The sequence below is a fragment of the Nocardiopsis nanhaiensis genome (assembly GCF_054778635.1).
In genome coordinates this window covers 14,421-32,311 of sequence record NZ_BAAGZJ010000043.1, presented here as the reverse complement: position 1 = coordinate 32,311, position 17,891 = coordinate 14,421, and the positions used below count along the sequence as shown (strand labels likewise).

At 70.7% G+C, this 17,891-nt stretch carries 12 protein-coding genes; 7 read left to right on the top strand and 5 right to left on the bottom strand.

All coding sequences use genetic code 11. The annotated features are described in order from the left end of the window. Positions 1-14: 14 nt before the first annotated feature. Both ACYVD1_RS20310 and ACYVD1_RS20305 read left to right on the top strand, forming a co-directional pair. Positions 15-845 carry an SDR family NAD(P)-dependent oxidoreductase gene (locus ACYVD1_RS20310; protein WP_460775149.1) on the top strand — a complete coding sequence of 277 codons (831 nt, stop codon included), beginning with the start codon at positions 15-17 and terminating at the stop codon, positions 843-845. A 383-nt stretch (positions 846-1,228) separates the two neighbouring features. Next, positions 1,229-1,966: an SDR family NAD(P)-dependent oxidoreductase gene (locus ACYVD1_RS20305; protein ID WP_460775146.1), complete on the top strand. Its 738-nt coding sequence runs from the start codon at positions 1,229-1,231 to the stop codon at positions 1,964-1,966. A 113-nt stretch (positions 1,967-2,079) separates the two neighbouring features. Here ACYVD1_RS20305 and ACYVD1_RS20300 read toward each other — a convergent pair whose 3' ends face one another. After that, a complete protein-coding gene (locus tag ACYVD1_RS20300) occupies positions 2,080-2,700 on the bottom strand; it encodes a DUF4352 domain-containing protein (RefSeq protein ID WP_460775143.1) in 621 nt (206 codons plus the stop codon). A gap of 235 nt (positions 2,701-2,935) precedes the next feature. Between ACYVD1_RS20300 and ACYVD1_RS20295 the strand changes: the two genes are divergently transcribed. Together ACYVD1_RS20295 and ACYVD1_RS20290 are read left to right on the top strand one after the other, a co-directional pair. Then, on the top strand, positions 2,936-5,077 hold the full coding sequence (locus ACYVD1_RS20295; RefSeq protein ID WP_460775140.1) for an N-6 DNA methylase: 2,142 nt from the start codon (positions 2,936-2,938) through the stop codon (positions 5,075-5,077). Positions 5,078-5,351: 274 nt separating this feature from the next. After that, a complete protein-coding gene (locus ACYVD1_RS20290) occupies positions 5,352-6,734 on the top strand; it encodes a hypothetical protein (RefSeq protein ID WP_460775136.1) in 1,383 nt (460 codons plus the stop codon). Between the two features lie 214 nt (positions 6,735-6,948). Here ACYVD1_RS20290 and ACYVD1_RS20285 read toward each other — a convergent pair whose 3' ends face one another. Beyond that, on the bottom strand, positions 6,949-8,424 hold the full coding sequence (locus ACYVD1_RS20285; RefSeq protein ID WP_460775133.1) for a sodium/glutamate symporter: 1,476 nt from the start codon (positions 8,422-8,424) through the stop codon (positions 6,949-6,951). A gap of 461 nt (positions 8,425-8,885) precedes the next feature. Then, positions 8,886-10,697, bottom strand: a complete 1,812-nt coding sequence (locus tag ACYVD1_RS20280) for a serine/threonine-protein kinase (protein WP_460775130.1) — start codon at positions 10,695-10,697, stop codon at positions 8,886-8,888. 207 nt (positions 10,698-10,904) lie between these two features. Between ACYVD1_RS20280 and ACYVD1_RS20275 the strand changes: the two genes are divergently transcribed. Then, on the top strand, positions 10,905-12,293 hold the full coding sequence (locus ACYVD1_RS20275; protein ID WP_460775127.1) for a hypothetical protein: 1,389 nt from the start codon (positions 10,905-10,907) through the stop codon (positions 12,291-12,293). A gap of 78 nt (positions 12,294-12,371) precedes the next feature. Here the strand turns inward: ACYVD1_RS20275 and ACYVD1_RS20270 are convergent, their stop codons facing one another. After that, on the bottom strand, positions 12,372-14,060 hold the full coding sequence (locus tag ACYVD1_RS20270) for a hypothetical protein (RefSeq protein ID WP_460775124.1): 1,689 nt from the start codon (positions 14,058-14,060) through the stop codon (positions 12,372-12,374). Positions 14,061-14,453: 393 nt separating this feature from the next. Further along, positions 14,454-14,870, bottom strand: coding sequence for a YchJ family protein (locus ACYVD1_RS20265; RefSeq protein WP_460775121.1), 417 nt, complete (start codon positions 14,868-14,870; stop codon positions 14,454-14,456). Positions 14,871-14,965: 95 nt separating this feature from the next. On the opposite strand from ACYVD1_RS20265, the gene ACYVD1_RS20260 reads away from it, so the two are divergent. Together ACYVD1_RS20260 and ACYVD1_RS20255 are read left to right on the top strand one after the other, a co-directional pair. Next, positions 14,966-15,499 (top strand): NUDIX hydrolase, encoded by a 534-nt coding sequence (locus ACYVD1_RS20260; protein ID WP_460775119.1) that lies wholly within the window; start codon positions 14,966-14,968, stop codon positions 15,497-15,499. Positions 15,500-15,578: 79 nt separating this feature from the next. Then, on the top strand, positions 15,579-17,567 hold the full coding sequence (locus tag ACYVD1_RS20255; RefSeq protein WP_460775115.1) for a sigma factor-like helix-turn-helix DNA-binding protein: 1,989 nt from the start codon (positions 15,579-15,581) through the stop codon (positions 17,565-17,567). The last annotated feature ends 324 nt before the right edge of the window (positions 17,568-17,891 follow it).

The window sequence follows — 17,891 nt, the reverse complement described above, 5'->3', positions numbered from 1 at the left end:
TCTACGCTGTGGGGATGAGCGAAGCGGCCAAGTCCCCCGGTCCCCCCTCCCACCCCAGAACCGCACTGGTCACCGGAGCCTCGAGCGGTATCGGGGAGGAGTACGCCCGCAGGCTCGGCCAGCGCGGCTACGCCCTGGTCGTGGTCGCCCGCAGGGGCGAGCTCCTCGAAGGCTTGGCGGCGGACGTACGAGAACGCTGCGGAACGGACGTGGAGGTCCTCTCCGCCGATCTGGGCACCCCCAAGGGTGTGGCCGCCGTCGCCGACCGCCTCTCCGTGGACGGCGCCGGGGACCTCGCCCCGATCGACCTCCTGGTCAACAACGCTGGCCGCGGTGACGGCGGCGCGTTCACTGACCAGGATCCCGACGAGATCGACGCCATGCTGGACCTCAACGTCCGCGCGGTCCTCCAGCTGACCCGCGCGGTCCTGCCGGTCCAGCTCGCCCGTCGCGCCGCCGGTTCGGACCACAAGCTGGGCGTGGTGAACGTGTCGTCGATGGCGGGCGAGATCCCCGCCAATCCGGGCGGCTCCGTCTACGGTGCGGGCAAAAAGTTCGTCACGCTGTGGAGCGAGAGCGTGGCCGCCGAGGTGCGCAAGCAGGACGTGCACGTCACCGCGGTCCTGCCCGGCTTCGTGCGTACCGACATGACCCGGGGCGTTCAGGAGCAGGGCATGCCCGAGTTCGCCTTCGTCCCCAAGGAGCACATCGTCCGCGATTCCCTGCGCGCCTGGTCGGTGGGGCGCCCGGTGGTCATCCCCGGGGGCCAGTACAAGGCCGCCGACGGCGTCCTGCGGATCCTGCCCAGGGCCCTGGTCCGGGCCGTCGCCCGCCGTATGGCGTGACTCGGGGCACCGGCGGCTCTTGCTGAGGCTCCCCGTCCCCGGTTGGTCACCGGTGGCTGGAAGCACCTAGGGCGTGTTCGGTGGATGCTGCCCGTCGCGAGCGGCGTATCCAGTGGTGCTGGCACAAGGCCGAAGAAGGAGTTCCCCTGCTGTGCGCTGCCTCGCAAGCTCGGCAGCATCGCACAGCGGGGGCCCGCCCGGGTTTGGCTGTCGACTGAGAGATGCGCGGTGACAGTGCCGCTGGGGCGACGCGCAGCAGGGTATGTGTCCGCTGAACATGCCCTAGAGCGGGAGGAAGGCGGTTCCGGGAGGCAGTGCCCCTGCATACTACAAGGGACGGTAATCTCGTGGACGCCCAGCTCCACCCCGTCGAAAGGCCCCCCATGAGTCGCAGCGTGCTGGTCACCGGTGCCGCCCGGGGCATCGGCCGGGCGGTGGCGACCGCCTTCGCCGAGGCGGGCGACCGGGTGGCGGTGCACTACGGCACCCGACGCTCGGAGGCGGAGGCCACGCTTCAGGGGCTGCCCGGCGACGGACACGTCCTGGTCGGAGCGGACCTGCGCGACCCCGAATCCACCGCCTCTCTGGTCGATCGGGCCATCGAAGGGCTCGGCGGGGTGGACGTGGTGGTGAACAACGCCGCGGTCAACCGCCCGCACCCCATCGCCGAGACCTCCTACGAAGAATGGCTCTCAGCCTGGTCGGAGACCGTGGACGTCAACGTGTACGGGGCCGCGAACGTGTCCTACCTCGCCGCCCGGCACATGATCGACCGGGGCACCAAGGGCCGCATCGTCAACATCGGCTCGCGCGGCGCCTTCAAGGGCGAACCGGACCACCCCGCCTACGGTGCCAGCAAGGCCGCCCTGCACTCGATGGGCCAGTCGCTGGCGGTGGCCCTGGCCCCGCACGGCATCGCGGTCGCGTCCGTGGCCCCCGGCTTCGTCGAGACCGAGCGCGTCTCCGAACGCCTCACCGACCAGGTCCGCGCCCAGAGCCCGTTCGGCCGCGTCGCGGGCCCCGAGGAGGTCGCCTCGGCGGTGCTGTACCTGGCCTCTCCCGAAGCCGAGTGGTCCTCCGGCGCCGTCCTGGACCTGAACGGCGCCTCGCACCTGCGCTGACGGTCCCGTTTCTCCTTCGGAACCGACACGGTGGCCGCAATCTCCTGAGAGTCAGGGTGTCGCGACCACCGTTAGAACCCAAGCACGGCCCGGGGCCGCTTCTGTTGTGGGGTTCAGTCGTCGAGGTCGACGCGCACGCCGTCCTCGAACATGCTTTCCCCGTTGACGAGCATGTGGTCGATCTCGGTGTCCTCGCTGATGTCGTAGACCAGGGTCGCTTCCGCGGCCTGGCCGGGGTTGAGCTGGTCGATGAACGTCGCGTCCGCGGAGGCGCTGATGTCGTACTCGTACATCGACCCCGCCTCATCCATGAGGACCTGGTCGCTCCCGCTGAGGTGCTCCGCCGAGGAGCTGATGTTCTCGGCGGTCAGCTCAACGACGACGTACTCGCCGCGGGGCTCCTGGGTGAGCCCGAACTCGTCCTCGATGCTGGTGACGCCGTACTCGATGGAATGGACGGTGAACTCGAAGGATCCGTGCTCGAAGGTGTCGCCGAGCTCGTGGGCGGCATCGCCCTCTTCCTCGCCGTCGCCGCCATCGCCGTTGTCGGCCTCGGCCACCTCGGTGGCCTCATCGCCGTTGTCGGTGTCGGTGCTGGCGATCATCAGCACGCTGCACCCGCCCATCAGCAGTACGACGAGCACGGTCGGGATGCCGCACCCGAGACCGATCTTGGCGCCGGTGGACATGCCCTTCTTCGGAGGCTGGAAGGGGGGCTGCTGGGGCTGGGACATGGGTCTGCTCCGGTTCCGTGTGTGGGACGCACGAGACGTGCGCGAAGGGGTGCGCTTGGCCCACCCCTCACTTCTCGATCACGTTCACGGAGTTAATCATAGTCTGTGAATATTGCCAACCACTATTTTGGTAGCCATGTGAACACTCACTGAAGTAGGCGGACATCCATAGTGTGTATAGTCGTGTGGTCACGGCCGCAGAAGACGGACAGGGGGCACTGTGGACACGGAGGGCGTGGAGGTAACCTCGGCTGACATCGCCAGACTGGCCGGGGTCAAGCCGACCGCGGTGAGCAACTGGCGCCGGCGCCACGACGACTTCCCGCGCCCCGTCGGAGGCACCGAGCGCAGCCCGCGCTTCGACCTCGCCTCCGTGGAGCACTGGCTCTCCGCACGCCACCAAGCACCCATCGACCCCGAACAGCGCCTGTGGCAGGCTTTGGAGTCCGTACGCGGCGACCTGAACGCCGGGGACGCGCTAGGACTGGTCGGCCTGCTCCTCCTCCACCTGCACCGACGCCCCGGCGCCGAAGTCCCCAGCACACCCGAGGGCCTGAGCGGCCTGTTGGACGCGGGCGAGGACGACGTCCTCTCCGCCCTGGGAGAGGGCGTACGTGAACCGGCCGTCTCCCGCCCCCGCCCAACCCTCACACCCCGCTTGGTGAACCTGCTGCTCACCGCCGCCCGCACAGCGGCCGCCCACGGCGCCCAAGCCACCTTCGACTCCCTGCACCACCGGCTCGACCAGGCCATGCGTACCGGCTCCCACGCGCTCTCCCCCGCCCTGGCCGACCTCATGGTCCGCCTCAGCGACGCCCCGGGCGGGGTCGTGGCCGACCCCTCCTGCGGCCGGGGAGAGCTCCTGCTCGCCGCAGCCCGGGCCGAACCGCGCACCCTGTGGGGACAGGACCGCGACCCCGCCCAGCTGTGGGTCGCGATCCTGCGGTTGGCCTTCACCGAAAACACTCCCGCTGTGGATATACACACCGCCGACGCGCTCCGCGAACCGGTGTTCACACTCGGCGCCGCCGACGGTGTGGTGTGTGCTCCCCCCTTCGGAGACCGCAACTGGGGCTCGGACGGGGTCGCTGACGACCCCCGCTGGGTCTACGGGGTCCCGCCGAGGCTGGAGTCCGACCTGGCGTGGGTGGAGCACTGCCTGGCCCAGGTCCGCCCCGGCGGCACCGCGGTGGTACTGATGCCCCCGGCCGCGGCCCGCCGCCCCTCCGGCCGCCGCATCCGCCGCACCCTGCTGCGTGCGGGCGCCCTGGCCGGAGTGGTGTCCCTGCCGGCGGGCCTGGCCGCCCACCACACGGTCCCCCTGCAGCTGTGGATCCTGACCCGGCCCGCGGACGCATCCGCACCGCCCGGCCCGGTCCTGTTCGTCGACCACGCCACCTCACCCGGAAACGCCTCCGGCGGGGGCTCCGAACACGAGGTCCTGTCCCGGATCCACGACCTGTGGGCCCGGTTCCGCCACGACCCCGCCGGTTTTCCCGAGCGCCCCGGTCTGGCCCGCGCCGTCGAGGCGGCCGACCTGGTGGACGAAGACGTCGACCTCACCCCGGGGGTCCACCTGCCCGTGCGCCGGTCTCCGCACGATGCCGCCCGGGAGTTCACCGAGCGGCGCACGCTGCTGGAGAGCGCGATGGAGCGCCTGCGCGACCACCTCTCCGAGCTCACCGCTCCCCAGGACCGACCCGGGCCCGCCCCTGGTAGCGACACCCCTCCCACCCCCACGGGGAGCGCGGGCTCAGGCGCGGGCCCAGGTACTGTCACTGGCTCAAGCTCAGGCATGGTCACGCTCGGCGAACTGGCCAAGGCCGGGTCGGTGACGATCCGCAGGGTGGCGCGCCGGGGAGGATCGGAACCCGCCCAGACGGTGTCGGCGCGCGTGATCGAACCGGAGGACGTCGCCACCGGGAGCCCCGCCTCCCGCGTCCGCCCCGTGGACGCCGACCCGATGCGCAACCCCCCGGTCCAGGAGGGCGACGTCCTGGTTCCCGTCTCCCTCGACCGCCCCATCGCCCGAGTGGCTACCGAGGCCGACGTCGGCGCCTACCCGGCGCCCGGCATGTACGTGGTGCGCACCAACCCCGCGGCGGTCGACCCCTGGTTCCTGGCCGGGTTCGCGACCAGCGGCGACGAGGCCGAACACCTGTCGCGGGTGAGCAGCACCCGGGGGCACCTTCGCGTGGATCCCTCCCAGATGCGGTTGCCCGTCCTGCCCCTGACCGAACAGCAGCGCCTCGGGGAACGCTTCCGCCGGGTGCGCCTCTTCGAGTCCGCCGTGCGCGAAGTGGCCCTCCTGGGTGAGGAGTTGGGGGCCGGAGCCGTGGACCTCATCGCCCGGCAGACGGGGACCGAAACCGGCTGAGGTCAGCCGGAACACCACCGGACCGTAACCGCGGCCCTCCCCTCCGGGTAGCTACGGCTCCCACCACAGCAAATCCGGGAAGCGGAAGTACGAACCGCCGGTTTAAGGCGCCTGAACGGCGGATTTTCCGGTGGGCCACGAGGGTTTGGCCAACGCCCAAAAACGCCTTTCGGCGGCCTTCTTCCCACGATGTCCGCGAAACCGCACCACAGCCGCGCGGTCGCGCTGTACAAGAGAGGGGCACGCAGCGCGAGGAGAATGTCGGGGGGCACGCATGGCATCCCATGGCCCGGAGGGGCCGTCCCACCGCCGGTTCGCGGCCAGGCCGGTGTCCCTGCTACCCACCGAGGAACTCTCCCGCAGAGCGTTGGAGTCCCCGCTGCTCAGCTCCGTCATCGCCCTCGCGCGCTGGTGCGGACCGGTCACACCCGTGGACGCGGACGGTGTACCGGACCTGGACGACGCACGCTCCGCGATCGCTGAGGTCGGGCTGTGGCCCCGTGCCCTGTGCCGGGACACCGACCGGCGGGAAGCCTGGGTCCGGCAGATCACCTGCATCAGCCAAGCGGAGGAGTTCCTCGTCTGCTGGCGGGTCGCCCGGTACCTGGGCCTCATCGAATGCGCGGTCGGCCAAGCCCGGCCGGCCCCGGAGCTGGAGGACTGGGTCGGCTCCACCGGACGGATCCTGCACTGGTGGACGCTCGCCTTCCACGAGTGCGTCGAACGCTCCCTGCGCGGTACCGCCGGGCTCGAACCGCACACCACGCTGAGCCGCCTCTACGAGTCACCCAACGGGGCCCTCGTCCCAGTGCAGCTGGCGACCCAGGAAGTCCTGCCCGCGCAGGAGGCCCACTACCTTCCGTTCCGCTGCCACGCCTGGAGCACCGCCCTGCTCACCCGCGCCCTGTGGCAGCTCAACGAAGCCGGGGCGGTCGCCATGGGGTGGGACGCCCCCTGGTCCGGACCCGCCCCACCGCACAGCCAGCGTCCGGGGCCGGCGTGGGTTCAGCTCACCGACCTGGGGCGGTTCGGGATCCGTCAGATCCTCCTCGCGCAGGAACACCCGGCACCGCTGACCGAGGAATTCGTCCAACTCGACGCCGACGCCTTCCTCGACGCCCTGTCCAGCTTCTCCCCCGACGGCCAACTCGTCGCGCTCACCGCGTGGCTGGACGCCCGGCCCCCGGAGCGCGCGCTGCGGGAGATCGTCTCGGTGGCCTCCGGTCCCGGGCTGGCCCTGCGCCGCTGGAACGCCACCCTGGCGCTGGGCACCATCAGCTCCCAGGTCGACGCGGAGCTGCGCAGCCTGCTCCACGAACGCGACCCGACAGTGGCGAGCATGGCCTCGGTCGTCCTTTTGGCGTCACAGATGCTCTCGAAGCCCGAACGGGCGAGGCTGACCTCCGATTACGGCCACTGGACCGCCATCGACATGTTCGCGGCGGCCACCGCGCTGGGTGAGACCGGGCTCAAGACCTTCCTGAGCTCCGAAGCGGCCGAGGGCATCGACCGGTTCCTGCTCAACGACATCGACCGGCTCTGGCACCCGGAACACCCCGATACCCGCCAGGTCCTGCGGATCCTGAGCCAGCACCACCCCGACCCGTCGATCGCGGCCCGGGCCCGCGCGGTCCAGGCCCACGCCCCACCGGCCTGATCCCGCGGAGCGGACCGGCCCGGGGACCTCCGCCGGGCTCCGGCCCGCCCAAGACCTCCCCCATGGGACCGCACGGTCCCGGCACCAACGCGGCCTCCTCCCCGGCCAGGCGGGGCCGGTTCCGTGCGGGGGGCGGTCGACCGTCACGGTCGACCGCCCCGCCACCGGGAACACCCGGTCAGAAACCCGGCCGGAACACCGGCCAGGGAACCGGTCAGGAAGCCGAAGCGCGTTCTTCCTGCCTCTGTTCGGCCTTGCGCCGCCTGCGTCGCAGCACCACGAGCCCGAAGAACAGGGCCGCCACCATCGTCACGGCCATGATGGCCAGGAAGCCCAGCGGTCCGACCAGCGGACTCACGATCAGCGGAATGGCCGCCGCGGTGACCAGGCCACCACCGAAGAACGGCTCGAAGACCAGCTGCTTGTAGCCGAACGCCGGGTAGGCGGGCGTCTTGACCTCGGGGTCGACCACGCGCATCAGCACCATGCCGGTGGCGGTGACGCCGAGGGACTGGCCGAACTCACCGATGCCCCGCTCGAACCAGAAGTTCGGCATGATCCGCGGCGCCAGGACGAGGAAGGCGAACAGGGACCACAGGACGCCCGACAGGGACAGGATCGCGAACGCGGCGATGTTGTCGGCGATGGCCTGCAGGGACAGGGTCGCCATGGCGGCGATGATCAGCACGTCCAGGGACATGCCCTGGATGCGCTCCACCGACTTCTCGTCGACGATGTGGTTCTTGTCGAACCGGTCGATGAACATCTGCACGATGATGCCGCCGATCATCGCCAGCGGGAACAGCGGCACGTAGGCCATGACCTCGATGGCGTCGGCCCACAGGACCTGCTCGATCCACTGCAGGGCGGACAGGATCAGCTGACCGACGAGTACCGCCAGGCCCACCAGGCTGAAGTGCAGGGTCAGCGGGTCCATCGACGAGGGGTGGACCGTCATGGTCGAACCGGGGGTGCGGTTCTCACGCTCGACCAGGCCGGCCTGTTCGCGTGCGGTGCCCTTGTTGTCGGCGGAGATGACGCTGGTCTTGTTGCGGCGCGCGCCCCAGTTGATGAGGATGATGCCGATGATCACGCCGGAGAGCAGACCGACGGTGGCCATGCCCAGGGCAAGGTCCTGCCCCTCGGCCCAGCCGACCTGATCGAAGGTGTTGCCCAGCCCGGCGGCGGTTCCGTGGCCCCCGAGGAAGCCGATCTCGATGAGCGCGCCGGAGATCACCGGGACGTTGAAGAACGGGGCCAGGACCAGCAGTGCCAGCAGCAGACCGATGACGTACTGTCCGGCGGCCACGGTGATACCGAAGGACAGGTTGGGTCCGGCCAGATCGACCGCTTCGCGCATCTTGGGCATCCGTTTGCCCAGGAAGAGGCTGGCGAAGACCACCGAGATGAGCAGACCGGGCAGCGCGGCCCAGACCGACATGATGTCGACCCCGAAGAGCCCGCCCTCGGCGGCCCGCTCCGCGAAGCCCACCGCGACACCCCGGTCGGCGAGCAGACCCATGACCCAACCGAAGACGTCAGGACCCAGCAGCAACGCGATACCGCCACCGATGATCGAGCTCGGCAGGTACAGCTTCTGCGTCAGCTTCCACTTGACGCGGACTAGCTTCGATACCAGCAGCAACACCCCCAGAAGGAGGAGCGCGAGGCCAACGGTGTCAGGGGACATTTCTACCTCTCAATACGGTCCCGCGGTCGTGCGGCGGCACAGGTGTGCCCGTGCGCACGCGCAGGTGCTGGGGCATAGGTGTGCCCCAGTGCGCGCACGGCAGCGCGGCGGCACTGCGCGGAACGCGCGGTTGCACAGGGGCTGTGGCTGGGAGGTAGATCGCGCACGGAAGTGGCTCAACTAACGCGAACGCTCGGGGAATCCTACACACGGTGTCGAAGTGGCAAAGACATCCTTTGCCCGCGTTCAGTCACGAACCGCCGATACGGCATCAGGGCTGCACAAACACCCCTGGGACCGGTAGGGAATCGGCCCAATCGCGGGAAGCACTGCGGCTGACACCTTCACGCTCCTCCAGGCCCACACCGCCCCGCGGCGACTTCCCCCAAAGTCCGGGAACACACACCGCACCCATGGGAAATCACGGTGAGGATCATCATGCCGCCACCGAGAAACCGACGTCAGTCACACGAACCGTCGAACAGCCTCCGCGCCACCTCGACCAGCTTTCGGTGCCGCGCCTCCTCAGGCCCCACCATGACCACCGCGTCCGCCCCCTTCCGGTCGGCACCGTCCGGAACCAGCCCCAGTGTGGCCCGCACCGCGGCGAGCGTCCCGGCACCGGCAGGGGCCCCGTCCAGGACCCCCTCGCGCAGGTGCGTCGACAGCGCCCAACCGGTCTCAGTGGCCGCACCGGAGAAGACCAACCCCAGCTCCTCCGCCTCACACAGCGCCCGCAAGACCCGGTCCACCGCATCCGTTTCGGCCTCGACCATCGGCTGGTACCACTTGGCCGCCTCCACCAGCCACGCAGCGCCCGACCGCAGTTCCATCCCGGCCGCGCGTTCCTGCACCAGGCGCTCTCCGATCACCCCGGTACTGGTCCCCCACGGCAGGTCCCTCAACGCACGGGCCAATGCCCACCGCACTCGAGCGCCCCGCGGCTCCCGCGCGTGACCACCGGGGAAAGGATCCTCCGGGGCCGGCCACCACAACGCGGCGTCCGACAACCGGGCCCACGCCTCGACCAGCGACGCCAACCTGACCTCCGTGGAGTAGGCCGACCAGACGTCGGCCTGGTCGGAAAGCCCGACCCGGCCCCCTTCGGCGGCCAGCAGCCCGAGCACCGCCCCCGCCTCCACCCACACCCGGGCCAGGTCCGCGTTCCCACCCGCCGCCTCGGTGAGCCGCTGGCGCTCCCGCACCATCAGCAGCCCGTCCTTGCGCAGGCGCGGCGGACGCTCCGCGACCGCGGCCAACAGCCTGGTGTCCGCCCCGGCCAGAGCGGTCAGCGCCCAACGCGACCCTTCGGCCAGGCCCTCCTCCCCATGGCGCAGCATCTCGTCCAGCGGAACGCCCACCACCGCCTGCGGGGCCGTGCTGAACGGCCAGGGGTGAGCGCTCCGGATGGCCAGCGCCACCTCCCTCGGCATCTGCATCACGCGGCTGCCCGCCTCCCAAGGCAACAGCAGGCCGCGCTCGACCATCCAGTCGACCTCCGGGTCATCCGATCCGTCCACGGGGATCTGAAGGCGGTCACCGTTGCCGTACAGGTCGTAGGAATCCACCTCCGAACCCAGGAACGCGAAACCCATCAAGCGGTGCCACACGTCGTGCGAGGCACTGCGCAGCACCTTCTCGACCCGGTCCGGTGTGCTCAGGAACCGCCTGACCGCGGATTCGAGGGAATTCCAGTCCCCGGTGGGGTCCAGCCCCAGAGTCAGGGCGACCCTGCGCAGGCTGGGAAAGTCGAGCTCGTCCAGGCCCTGCTCGAGCTCGGGCGGCGCCGCGGGCACACCGAACTGGTACTCGGCGTCATCGAGCAGGTGGTATCCGCCCTTACCGTCCGGCCACAGGATCGCCAGGTCGGTCAGGGCCTCGATCGCCTCCTCGGCCCTGACCCGCGCGAGCCCCGGCCGTTCGGCACCCACACCCGCCAGGACGTCCTTATGGCTCACCGGACCCAATCTGCCACCGGTCATCAGGAAATGCCCTCCGGGCAGCTCCCGAGGGGGCATGTCGCCGTGCCCCGGCCGGAGGCCCTTGTGGTCCTCCGCCACACCTACCACCGCGTAGATGAGCTGCTGCTGCGCCAGGACGAGCCGTTCGAAGACGAGGGGGCGGTAGGCCAGGAAGGCGAGCAGGTCGACAACGGTCTCAGGTGTGGCCCGGTCAAACCTGACCGCCCCCTCCGAGAGGGAAGCGAGCAGGTCGGCGATCCGCTCGGGAGACATCGAGCGGATATGGGACTCCAACGCTGCAAGACGATCCATGCGTTTACACTAGACACTCCCGAGCACAAGGTGCACGCACTGTCCACAGGCCGCCGAACGCCCCCCGGCCCCACGGCACCCGGGACACATCCGGAAAGCCCCGCTCCCGGCTTCGTACCAATCTGCGCGAAACCGTCCCGCCACCCCGCGCCAGGGCGATAGAAGAGGTGTTCAAGCACTACCCCAGAAGAGAAACCGGGAGCGGACGTGCCCTCTCAAGACCCGTCGAACCCGGAGCACCCACCCCTCTCCGCCAGGCCCGTGTCACTGCTCCCCGTCGACGCCCTCGCCCGCATGGCGCTGGACACCCCACTGCTCTGCGACGCCCTCAGCTTGGCCCGCTGGAGCGCACCAGGCACACCGGTCACCCACCACGGGGTGCCCGGCATCGACGACGCGCGCACCGCGATCACCAGATTCTCCCTGTGGCCCCACGACCTGCCAGGGCGGGCCGCCGAGCGCACCACGTGGCTCGGCGGCCTGCACTCCGCCACCGACGTCGCCCACTTCGTCGTCCCCTGGTCCACCGCCCTGCGCCTGGGACTCATCGAGATCGACTCCTCCGAGGCACGCCCCGTCCCCGACCTGGAACAGCGGGTACGCGACCCGCACCAGGTCCTGAACTGGTGGTTCCGGGAGTTCGAGCACACCATCGAGAACGCCCGCGGCGACCTCGACCACCCCGAAACCCCCACCCCCGGCACCACAGGACCAGACCTCCTCCCCGGTGTCCTGCGCTATCTCTACGAGGCCCCCGACGGCGCCCGGCCCAGCCTCGAAACCCTCGCGCCGGAGGCCCTCACCTCACCCGACCCAGCCGCACCCCGCGTCACCGACTATCTGCTGCACGTGCTGTGGCAGCTCTCCGACACCGGCGCCGTCGCCCTGGACCACCACCCGTCCAGCACACCGGCGCGGGACGGCCACGACCGCTGCACCGCCGAGCTCACCGCACTGGGCCGCTACGGGGTCCGCAGGCTCCTCCTCGAAGTGGGGATCCACGCCCCGCTCGTGGACACCCTCGCCGAGGCCGGGGCCGCCCGCTTCCTGGACGCCCTGTCCGTGCTCCCCTTCGAGGAACGGCTCGCCGAGGCCGGCCCGTGGCTCGACCTGCGCGGTCCCCCCGAGGCCCTACGCCAGATCTCCGCGGTGGTCTCCGGCCCGGGCCTGGCCCTGCGCCGCTGGGTGGGCACCCAGGTCCTCAACACGACCAGTTCCGAACTCGAACCAGACCTGCGTTCCCTGCTGCACTCACCCCTGCCCGCCGTGGCCAGCATGGCGGCGATCGTCCTGCTCTCCTCCGGGATGCTCAGCCAACGCGGCATCGACCGGCTCCTCAGCGAACACGGCCCCTGGGTGGTCATCGACATGGTCGCCGCGGCGATGGCCCCGGACAACGCCGACCTGACCGACTTCCTCTCCTCGGAGGGCACCCCCGACGTCGAACAGACCGTTCTGGAGGCCCCCGACCACCTCCGGCTGCGCACCCACCCCGACGCCCTACCCGTCCTGGATGCCTTGGGTCGGCAGCACCCCGATCCCGCCACCGCCGCCAAGGCGCGCGATCTGGCCGCACGACTGCGCCCCGAGACATGAGCGCGGCCGACCGCGCCGGGCGGCCCGCACCCGACCGCGCCGGGAATACGCTCCGGTAAGCCTCGCTGGATCCCGTGGTCAGCCGCGCTGGGCCAGGGAGGTCAGCATCGGGCCGAACTCCTCGTCCGCGGTGTGCAGCGAGACCGACTTGGCCTCGTGGTCAAGCGTGACACCCACGGCACGCAGGTCCAGCGGCTCCCCCTGGCCGCGCCCGCGCGAGTTCGGGTGCCACCAGTACAGCTGCGCGCTGATCGGCTTCTCGGCTTCGGCTGCGAAGCGCTCGGCGATCTGCTGCATATGGTCCATCGCCGCGACCGGGTGCCCCTGGCCGAGCGGGTGCGCGAGAATCACTTCGGGCACGGGAAAGGCCACGACGGCACCGTAGGGCGACTCGCCAAGGTAGCGGTCCAGGGCGTGCGCGTGGGCAGCTACGTAGGGGTGCTGACCGCCGATGTGCATGACCTTGGCGCCGTTGTACTCGTGTTCGCTCACCTCCACGGGCTCACTCAGCGCGCCGCTCACCGCCTCGGCGAAGACCTGGCCGTCAGGGCGCCCCGACTGCTCGTGGGCCGCGCGCGGCAGGGGCTGGAGTGAGTCGGGGCTGTCGATGACCACGGTCTGCCACAGCCCCGGAGCGACCTCCCGGGTCACCAGCTGTTCCATCACGCCCTCGGGGAAGGCGTTGACGGGGTAGAGCCGGACCCTGAGCTGCCCGGCGGGCTGGGCCGCGCTGTCCTGTGTGGCCTGCGCGAGCTGATCCAAGGCAGAACGGGAGAAACCTGACGCGTGCTGGGCGATCTGTTCGGGGGTGGCTCCGTCCAGCGCGGAGCGGAAGCCGCTGATATCCGTGCTGGCGCTGTTGCCGTCGGTGAGCTGGATGACGAGGGTGTTCGCGTCCTGGAACCCGGCCTCGACCCCGGCCTCCCGGAAGGCCGCCACCAAGGAGTGGGCCACGGGGTCACCGGGGCCCTCCGGGCCCTGGGTGCCGGGGATCTGTGGGCCCGCACCGCCCTGAGTTTGGGGGTCGGGGGACGGCTGGCCCTGACCACCCTGGGGTTGGGCACCCGGGGTTCCCCCCAGGAGGCCGCGCTCCTGAGCGTTGCGGGCCATGAAACCCGCGAAGTGGGCGGCGAGCCCGCGCCGCCGGCCCTCCGGGGAGACGATCGCGTTGTCGAAGGTCTCGGCCAGGCCGCTCTCCAGAAGGACGCCGGCGCCGGGGACGGACACCCGCAGTCCGGTCGGCCGGAGGTACTCGGCGTGCAGGCCCTCGCGGGCACAGGCCTCCACCAGCGCGGCACCGAAGTCCGCGGCCATCCTCCCCTCGTCCATCTGCTGGGCCTGGTGCAGCCGGGAGCGCATCCAGTCCGGGATCTGGTCGTCCGCGCGCGGGAAGCGCCGCATCTCCTGCAGGTAGACCAGCGGGTTCGGCTCGGGCGAGATCTCGGGCTGGGTGTCGTGGTTGTACTCGACGTTCATCTGGCCGGAGTGGTGGACCGAGACGAGCATCGAGAGCCAAGTGCCCTTGCCCTCTTGGAACCCCGCCTGCTTGAGGACGTCCACCTTGCCGGGGACGTCGTCCGGCACCTGGATCTGCCGGACCTGGCCGTCAGCCCCCTGCACCGCCAGCATGCCGTCGTCGAGGGCGCCGATCGGCCGGGCCAGATACGTGAGCTGCTGCCAGCCCTCCGGTACAGCCGAGACCAGGGACCGGGCGAGGTCCTGGACGAACTCGCCCTGTTCCATGGGGCTGAGGTTGCGGGGGTCCATATGGGTGGCTCCGTGTCCGTTCGGCGGTGTTCCCGAGTCCTTCCTACCGGGTTCAGCGGACCGGCAGTACCCGGTAGACCACGGGACCCCCCGGCGACCGGCCCCGAACACCGCCGTGGCGGGTTGTCCACAGGTCTTCAGCGGGATCGCGGCGTTCGTGGCATGTTGGTTGTGGGGCCCCGTTCCCCCGCTCCTGGGCCCGTTCCGTACTATCCGGTTGTCCCTTTGTCGGTTCTCGATGTACCGACTATCAACCTGTCCGGTGAAACCGAATCGCGCATCTTTACGATGTAGATTCCCTATATTCCCCTTCGCCCGATTCCAGGTGCGACAGCTCCTCGCACCACAGACTTTCACCACCCGACGCTCCGCGTCGTGCCGGGCACCAGTGCGCTAGTCGAGTGCGTCGAGGTAGGTCCAAGCGCCCTCGTGGCGCAGGAACCGGCTGTGCTCTCGGAGTTCACCCTCGCGGCCCCGTTCCCGGAAGACCGCGCGGAACTCGACCGTTCCCTCGTTGTGGAAGGGCGTGCCCTCACCCGTGCGCACGATCTCCAGACGCACCCACTCCGTCGCGGGGTCCAGGCCCACCTCGGCTGGCCGCGTCGAGGGATGCCAGGAGCGGAGGAGGTAGGCCTCGTCACCGACCGCGAAGGCGCTGTAGCGCGAACGCATCAGATCCTCGGCGGTGGCCGCCTTGGCGGAACCGTCGTGCAGCCGGCCGCAGCAGTCATCGAACCCCTTCGGCCTTCCGCAGGGGCAGGACGCGGCGCTGGAACGGGACGGCCGGGTACGCGGGCTGTGCTTCGACATCCCACCATTGTGACGGCTGCCCGCCACCCCACCGTCCGGGTAGAGGGGAAACCGGACCGGAGCACGGTGTCACCCGGCGGGATAGGGTGCCGCGTATGCGACGCGACCCCCTGGCACAGCGCTCCGCCGACGCGGTACTGGCCGCCACGGGCCAGGCGCGGAGAGAGTTCGACGACGCGCACACGTGGCTGATCAAGGCTCTCGAGGGCACCCTCAACCCGGTCTCAGCGGAGGTCTGGGCGTTGGACCGCGACCTCGAACACGTGCTGCTGGTCCGGCACCGCTGGCGCGGCTGGGTCTGTCCCGGCGGCTCCGTCGACCCCGGGGAGAGTCCGCGCGAGGCGGCCGCCCGGGAGTTCCACGAGGAGACCGGCCTGCGCGCGGAGCCGTCGACCATACCGTCCGTGGCATGTGTGCGCTCCTACCGCGCGGACTGGGATCCCACCCTGGGACTGGCCTACACAACGATCGTCGACCGCTCACTCCCCCTGTCCGGCGAGTCCGGACAGCCGACCGCGTGGTTTCCGCTTGCGGCCCCCTGGGACGGCGCGTTCCCCGAAGACCGGGACCGGATCCGGGAGTACATACGCCACCTCGACCACACCGGTGTCCGCCGCAACCGAACCTGAACCGAAAAACGAAGGCGAACTGTCAGCGACCACCTCTAACGTGGGAACCGATCCCGTTCCACAACGTGGGAGGCCCTCCGTGCCCCGGCCTGTCGACTTCCGGCTCACCGAACTCGTACCCGCCCTCGACCGGACCTGTGACGACCTGGCCGCCGGAGCACTCGCCCACCCGCTACTGCCGGACGAGTGGTGGCGCAAGCTGCGCCTGCCCCTCGTCCTGGGCCGGGTCGGCGCCGACCACATCGCCTCCGGGCTGGCCGACCTCGCGCTCGCGCGCTGGTCGGGGCAGGCGCTCGGCGAGGTCATGCCCGCCCTGTACGTGTCGGGGCCCGAGGGCGGGGAGGAGTGTTCGGCGGGGCACCGTTTCCTGGCGGCCCCGCTGGGGTCACTCACCGACGACCTCGGCGACGGCCGCGCCCTGGGACGGATCCGGGACGCCTTCCGCACCGCCCTGGGCCAGATCCCCCAGGAGCATCCGCACGAACCTCCCGCGCCGTCCCCTCCGGCCACAGACCTAGGACCGGGAAGCCCCGAGCACCGGGAGTACTCGGTGGCGGGCGACGGTCGATCCGGTCGCGACCTTCTCCTCTCCTCAGTCGACGCCTGGTTCGCCGGCCTCGGCGAGCGGCGCCGGGCCGTCTCCTCCCGCCGAGTCTTCACCAATTCCCCCGACACCCTGGACGCGATCGGCGCGGACTTCGGGGTGACCCGGGAGCGGATCCGCCAGATCCACCGCCAGGTCGTACAGGACCTGCACGCCTGGTCCGAGTCACCCTCCGGTGCGCGGCTGGGGGGCCACGTCGCCGCCGTCGCCGAGGGACTCGGCGCCGCCGCACCGGTGGAGACCTTCTGGTCCTCGCACCCCGAACACTCCGTTGCCGTGCCGTCCCTCGGTGTCCCCCTCGGTCAGATCGTCCTCGCTCTGCTCCCCGAGCACCGCGTGAACGGGGACTGGCTGCTGACCGGGGACGTCCACGACCTCGCCGAGCGGTTGACGGACCTGTTGGAGTCCAAGACCGCCCTCCCTCTCTCCGAGGCCCTGGAACTGGCCCGCGAATGCGGGGTCGCCCCCCGGCACGCCCGTGCCTGGCTGGAGTCCCAGCCGCACGCCCACGTCGTGGCGGACAGCCTCGTCCACTGGGGGCGCAGCCTCCCCGACAAGGCATACGCGGTCCTGTCCGCCTTGGAACGACCTCTGCACGTCGACGAACTGGTCTCGCACATCGGCGGTGACTTCAACGAGGCCGGTTTCCGCGACCGGATCCACAACGACGCCCGCCTCATGCGGCGGGACCGCCGCGTGTTCGGGCTGCGTTCTTGGGGCGGCGAGGAGTACTTGGGCGTCGAGGCGACGATGCGCCGCGAACTCGAGCGGGTCGGCGGTGAGATGCGCGTCAACGAACTCGCCGAGCTCATCTCCGGCCGGTTCGACGTGACCGAGGGTTCGGTGCGCTCCCTGGCGGCGGGCAGCGAGTTCGACCGGCCCCGCCCCGGCTGGGTCGCGATCCTCGACGGTCCGGATCCAGCCACCAACACATCGTACCGCCCCCGTCGCGGGGTGGAGCGGACCCGCCGGTGCTTCCGCGACAGCGAGGGCGCCTGGTGGCTGCGCTTGGACCTGAACGCCGAACACCTGCGCGGGTCGGGGTTCCCCGTCCCCAGCGGTTTCGCCGCAAGCGTGGGCATGTACCCGGGCGTGCGGATGCCCGTGCGGATCGACGGGCGCGAGACCACCGTGACCTGGAAGAACCAGCCGCTCATGAGTTCGATCCGTGCCCTGCTCCTACGTGAGAACGCCGCACAGGGCGACCTCGCCTTCCTCACCATCACCGAGGGCGAGGTGCGCTGCCGGGTCCTGTCCCCCGCCGTGCCGACCACGGACGGGGTCTTGGGCCGTGCCCTGCGTTTGGCCGGGATCGCCGACCCCACGCCCGATCCGCTCGCCGCCTTGGCCGATGCGGTCGGCCTGACGTCCCAGTCCTCTCGCACGCAGGTCCAGCGTCACCTCACCGACCGCGGCGACGGCGATATCCTGGCCGTCCTGGGCACCGGCCCCGGGCATGGCTGAGCCCGCCCCGTACCGCCGTATCGGCCTGGGCACCGCCACAGCACACGACCGACCGCGTCGGACGAGGGGATCCGACGCGGCCGTTCGACCGTTACGGCACCGGTATCCGGATCAGGGGCACGCGGTTCTCAGGGCCGCACGTCCCGGACGCCGAGGTCCTGGTGGCGGAAGCCACCGGGGAGGCGGACCGTCATCGGGCGCGGGACGCGGGCGCGGGATTGGCAGGGCCTTTCCGTATGGGGCTGCGATCTCCATCCACAGGATTCGTACCCAGAATCCCGTTGGGGACAAAACGCGAAACCGGCGAGTTTTCGGTCTCGCAGC

Bases quoted from the DNA above. Each gene is read 5' to 3' on its own strand.
- ACYVD1_RS20265 (WP_460775121.1), bottom strand. From the start codon at position 14,870: ATGTCGAAGCACAGCCCGCGTACCCGGCCGTCCCGTTCCAGCGCCGCG.
- ACYVD1_RS20260 (WP_460775119.1), top strand. From the start codon at position 14,966: ATGCGACGCGACCCCCTGGCACAGCGCTCCGCCGACGCGGTACTGGCC.
- ACYVD1_RS20270 (WP_460775124.1), bottom strand. From the start codon at position 14,060: ATGGACCCCCGCAACCTCAGCCCCATGGAACAGGGCGAGTTCGTCCAG.
- ACYVD1_RS20280 (WP_460775130.1), bottom strand. From the start codon at position 10,697: ATGGATCGTCTTGCAGCGTTGGAGTCCCATATCCGCTCGATGTCTCCC.
- ACYVD1_RS20285 (WP_460775133.1), bottom strand. From the start codon at position 8,424: ATGTCCCCTGACACCGTTGGCCTCGCGCTCCTCCTTCTGGGGGTGTTG.
- ACYVD1_RS20305 (WP_460775146.1), top strand. From the start codon at position 1,229: ATGAGTCGCAGCGTGCTGGTCACCGGTGCCGCCCGGGGCATCGGCCGG.
- ACYVD1_RS20300 (WP_460775143.1), bottom strand. From the start codon at position 2,700: ATGTCCCAGCCCCAGCAGCCCCCCTTCCAGCCTCCGAAGAAGGGCATG.
- ACYVD1_RS20310 (WP_460775149.1), top strand. From the start codon at position 15: ATGAGCGAAGCGGCCAAGTCCCCCGGTCCCCCCTCCCACCCCAGAACC.
- ACYVD1_RS20290 (WP_460775136.1), top strand. From the start codon at position 5,352: ATGGCATCCCATGGCCCGGAGGGGCCGTCCCACCGCCGGTTCGCGGCC.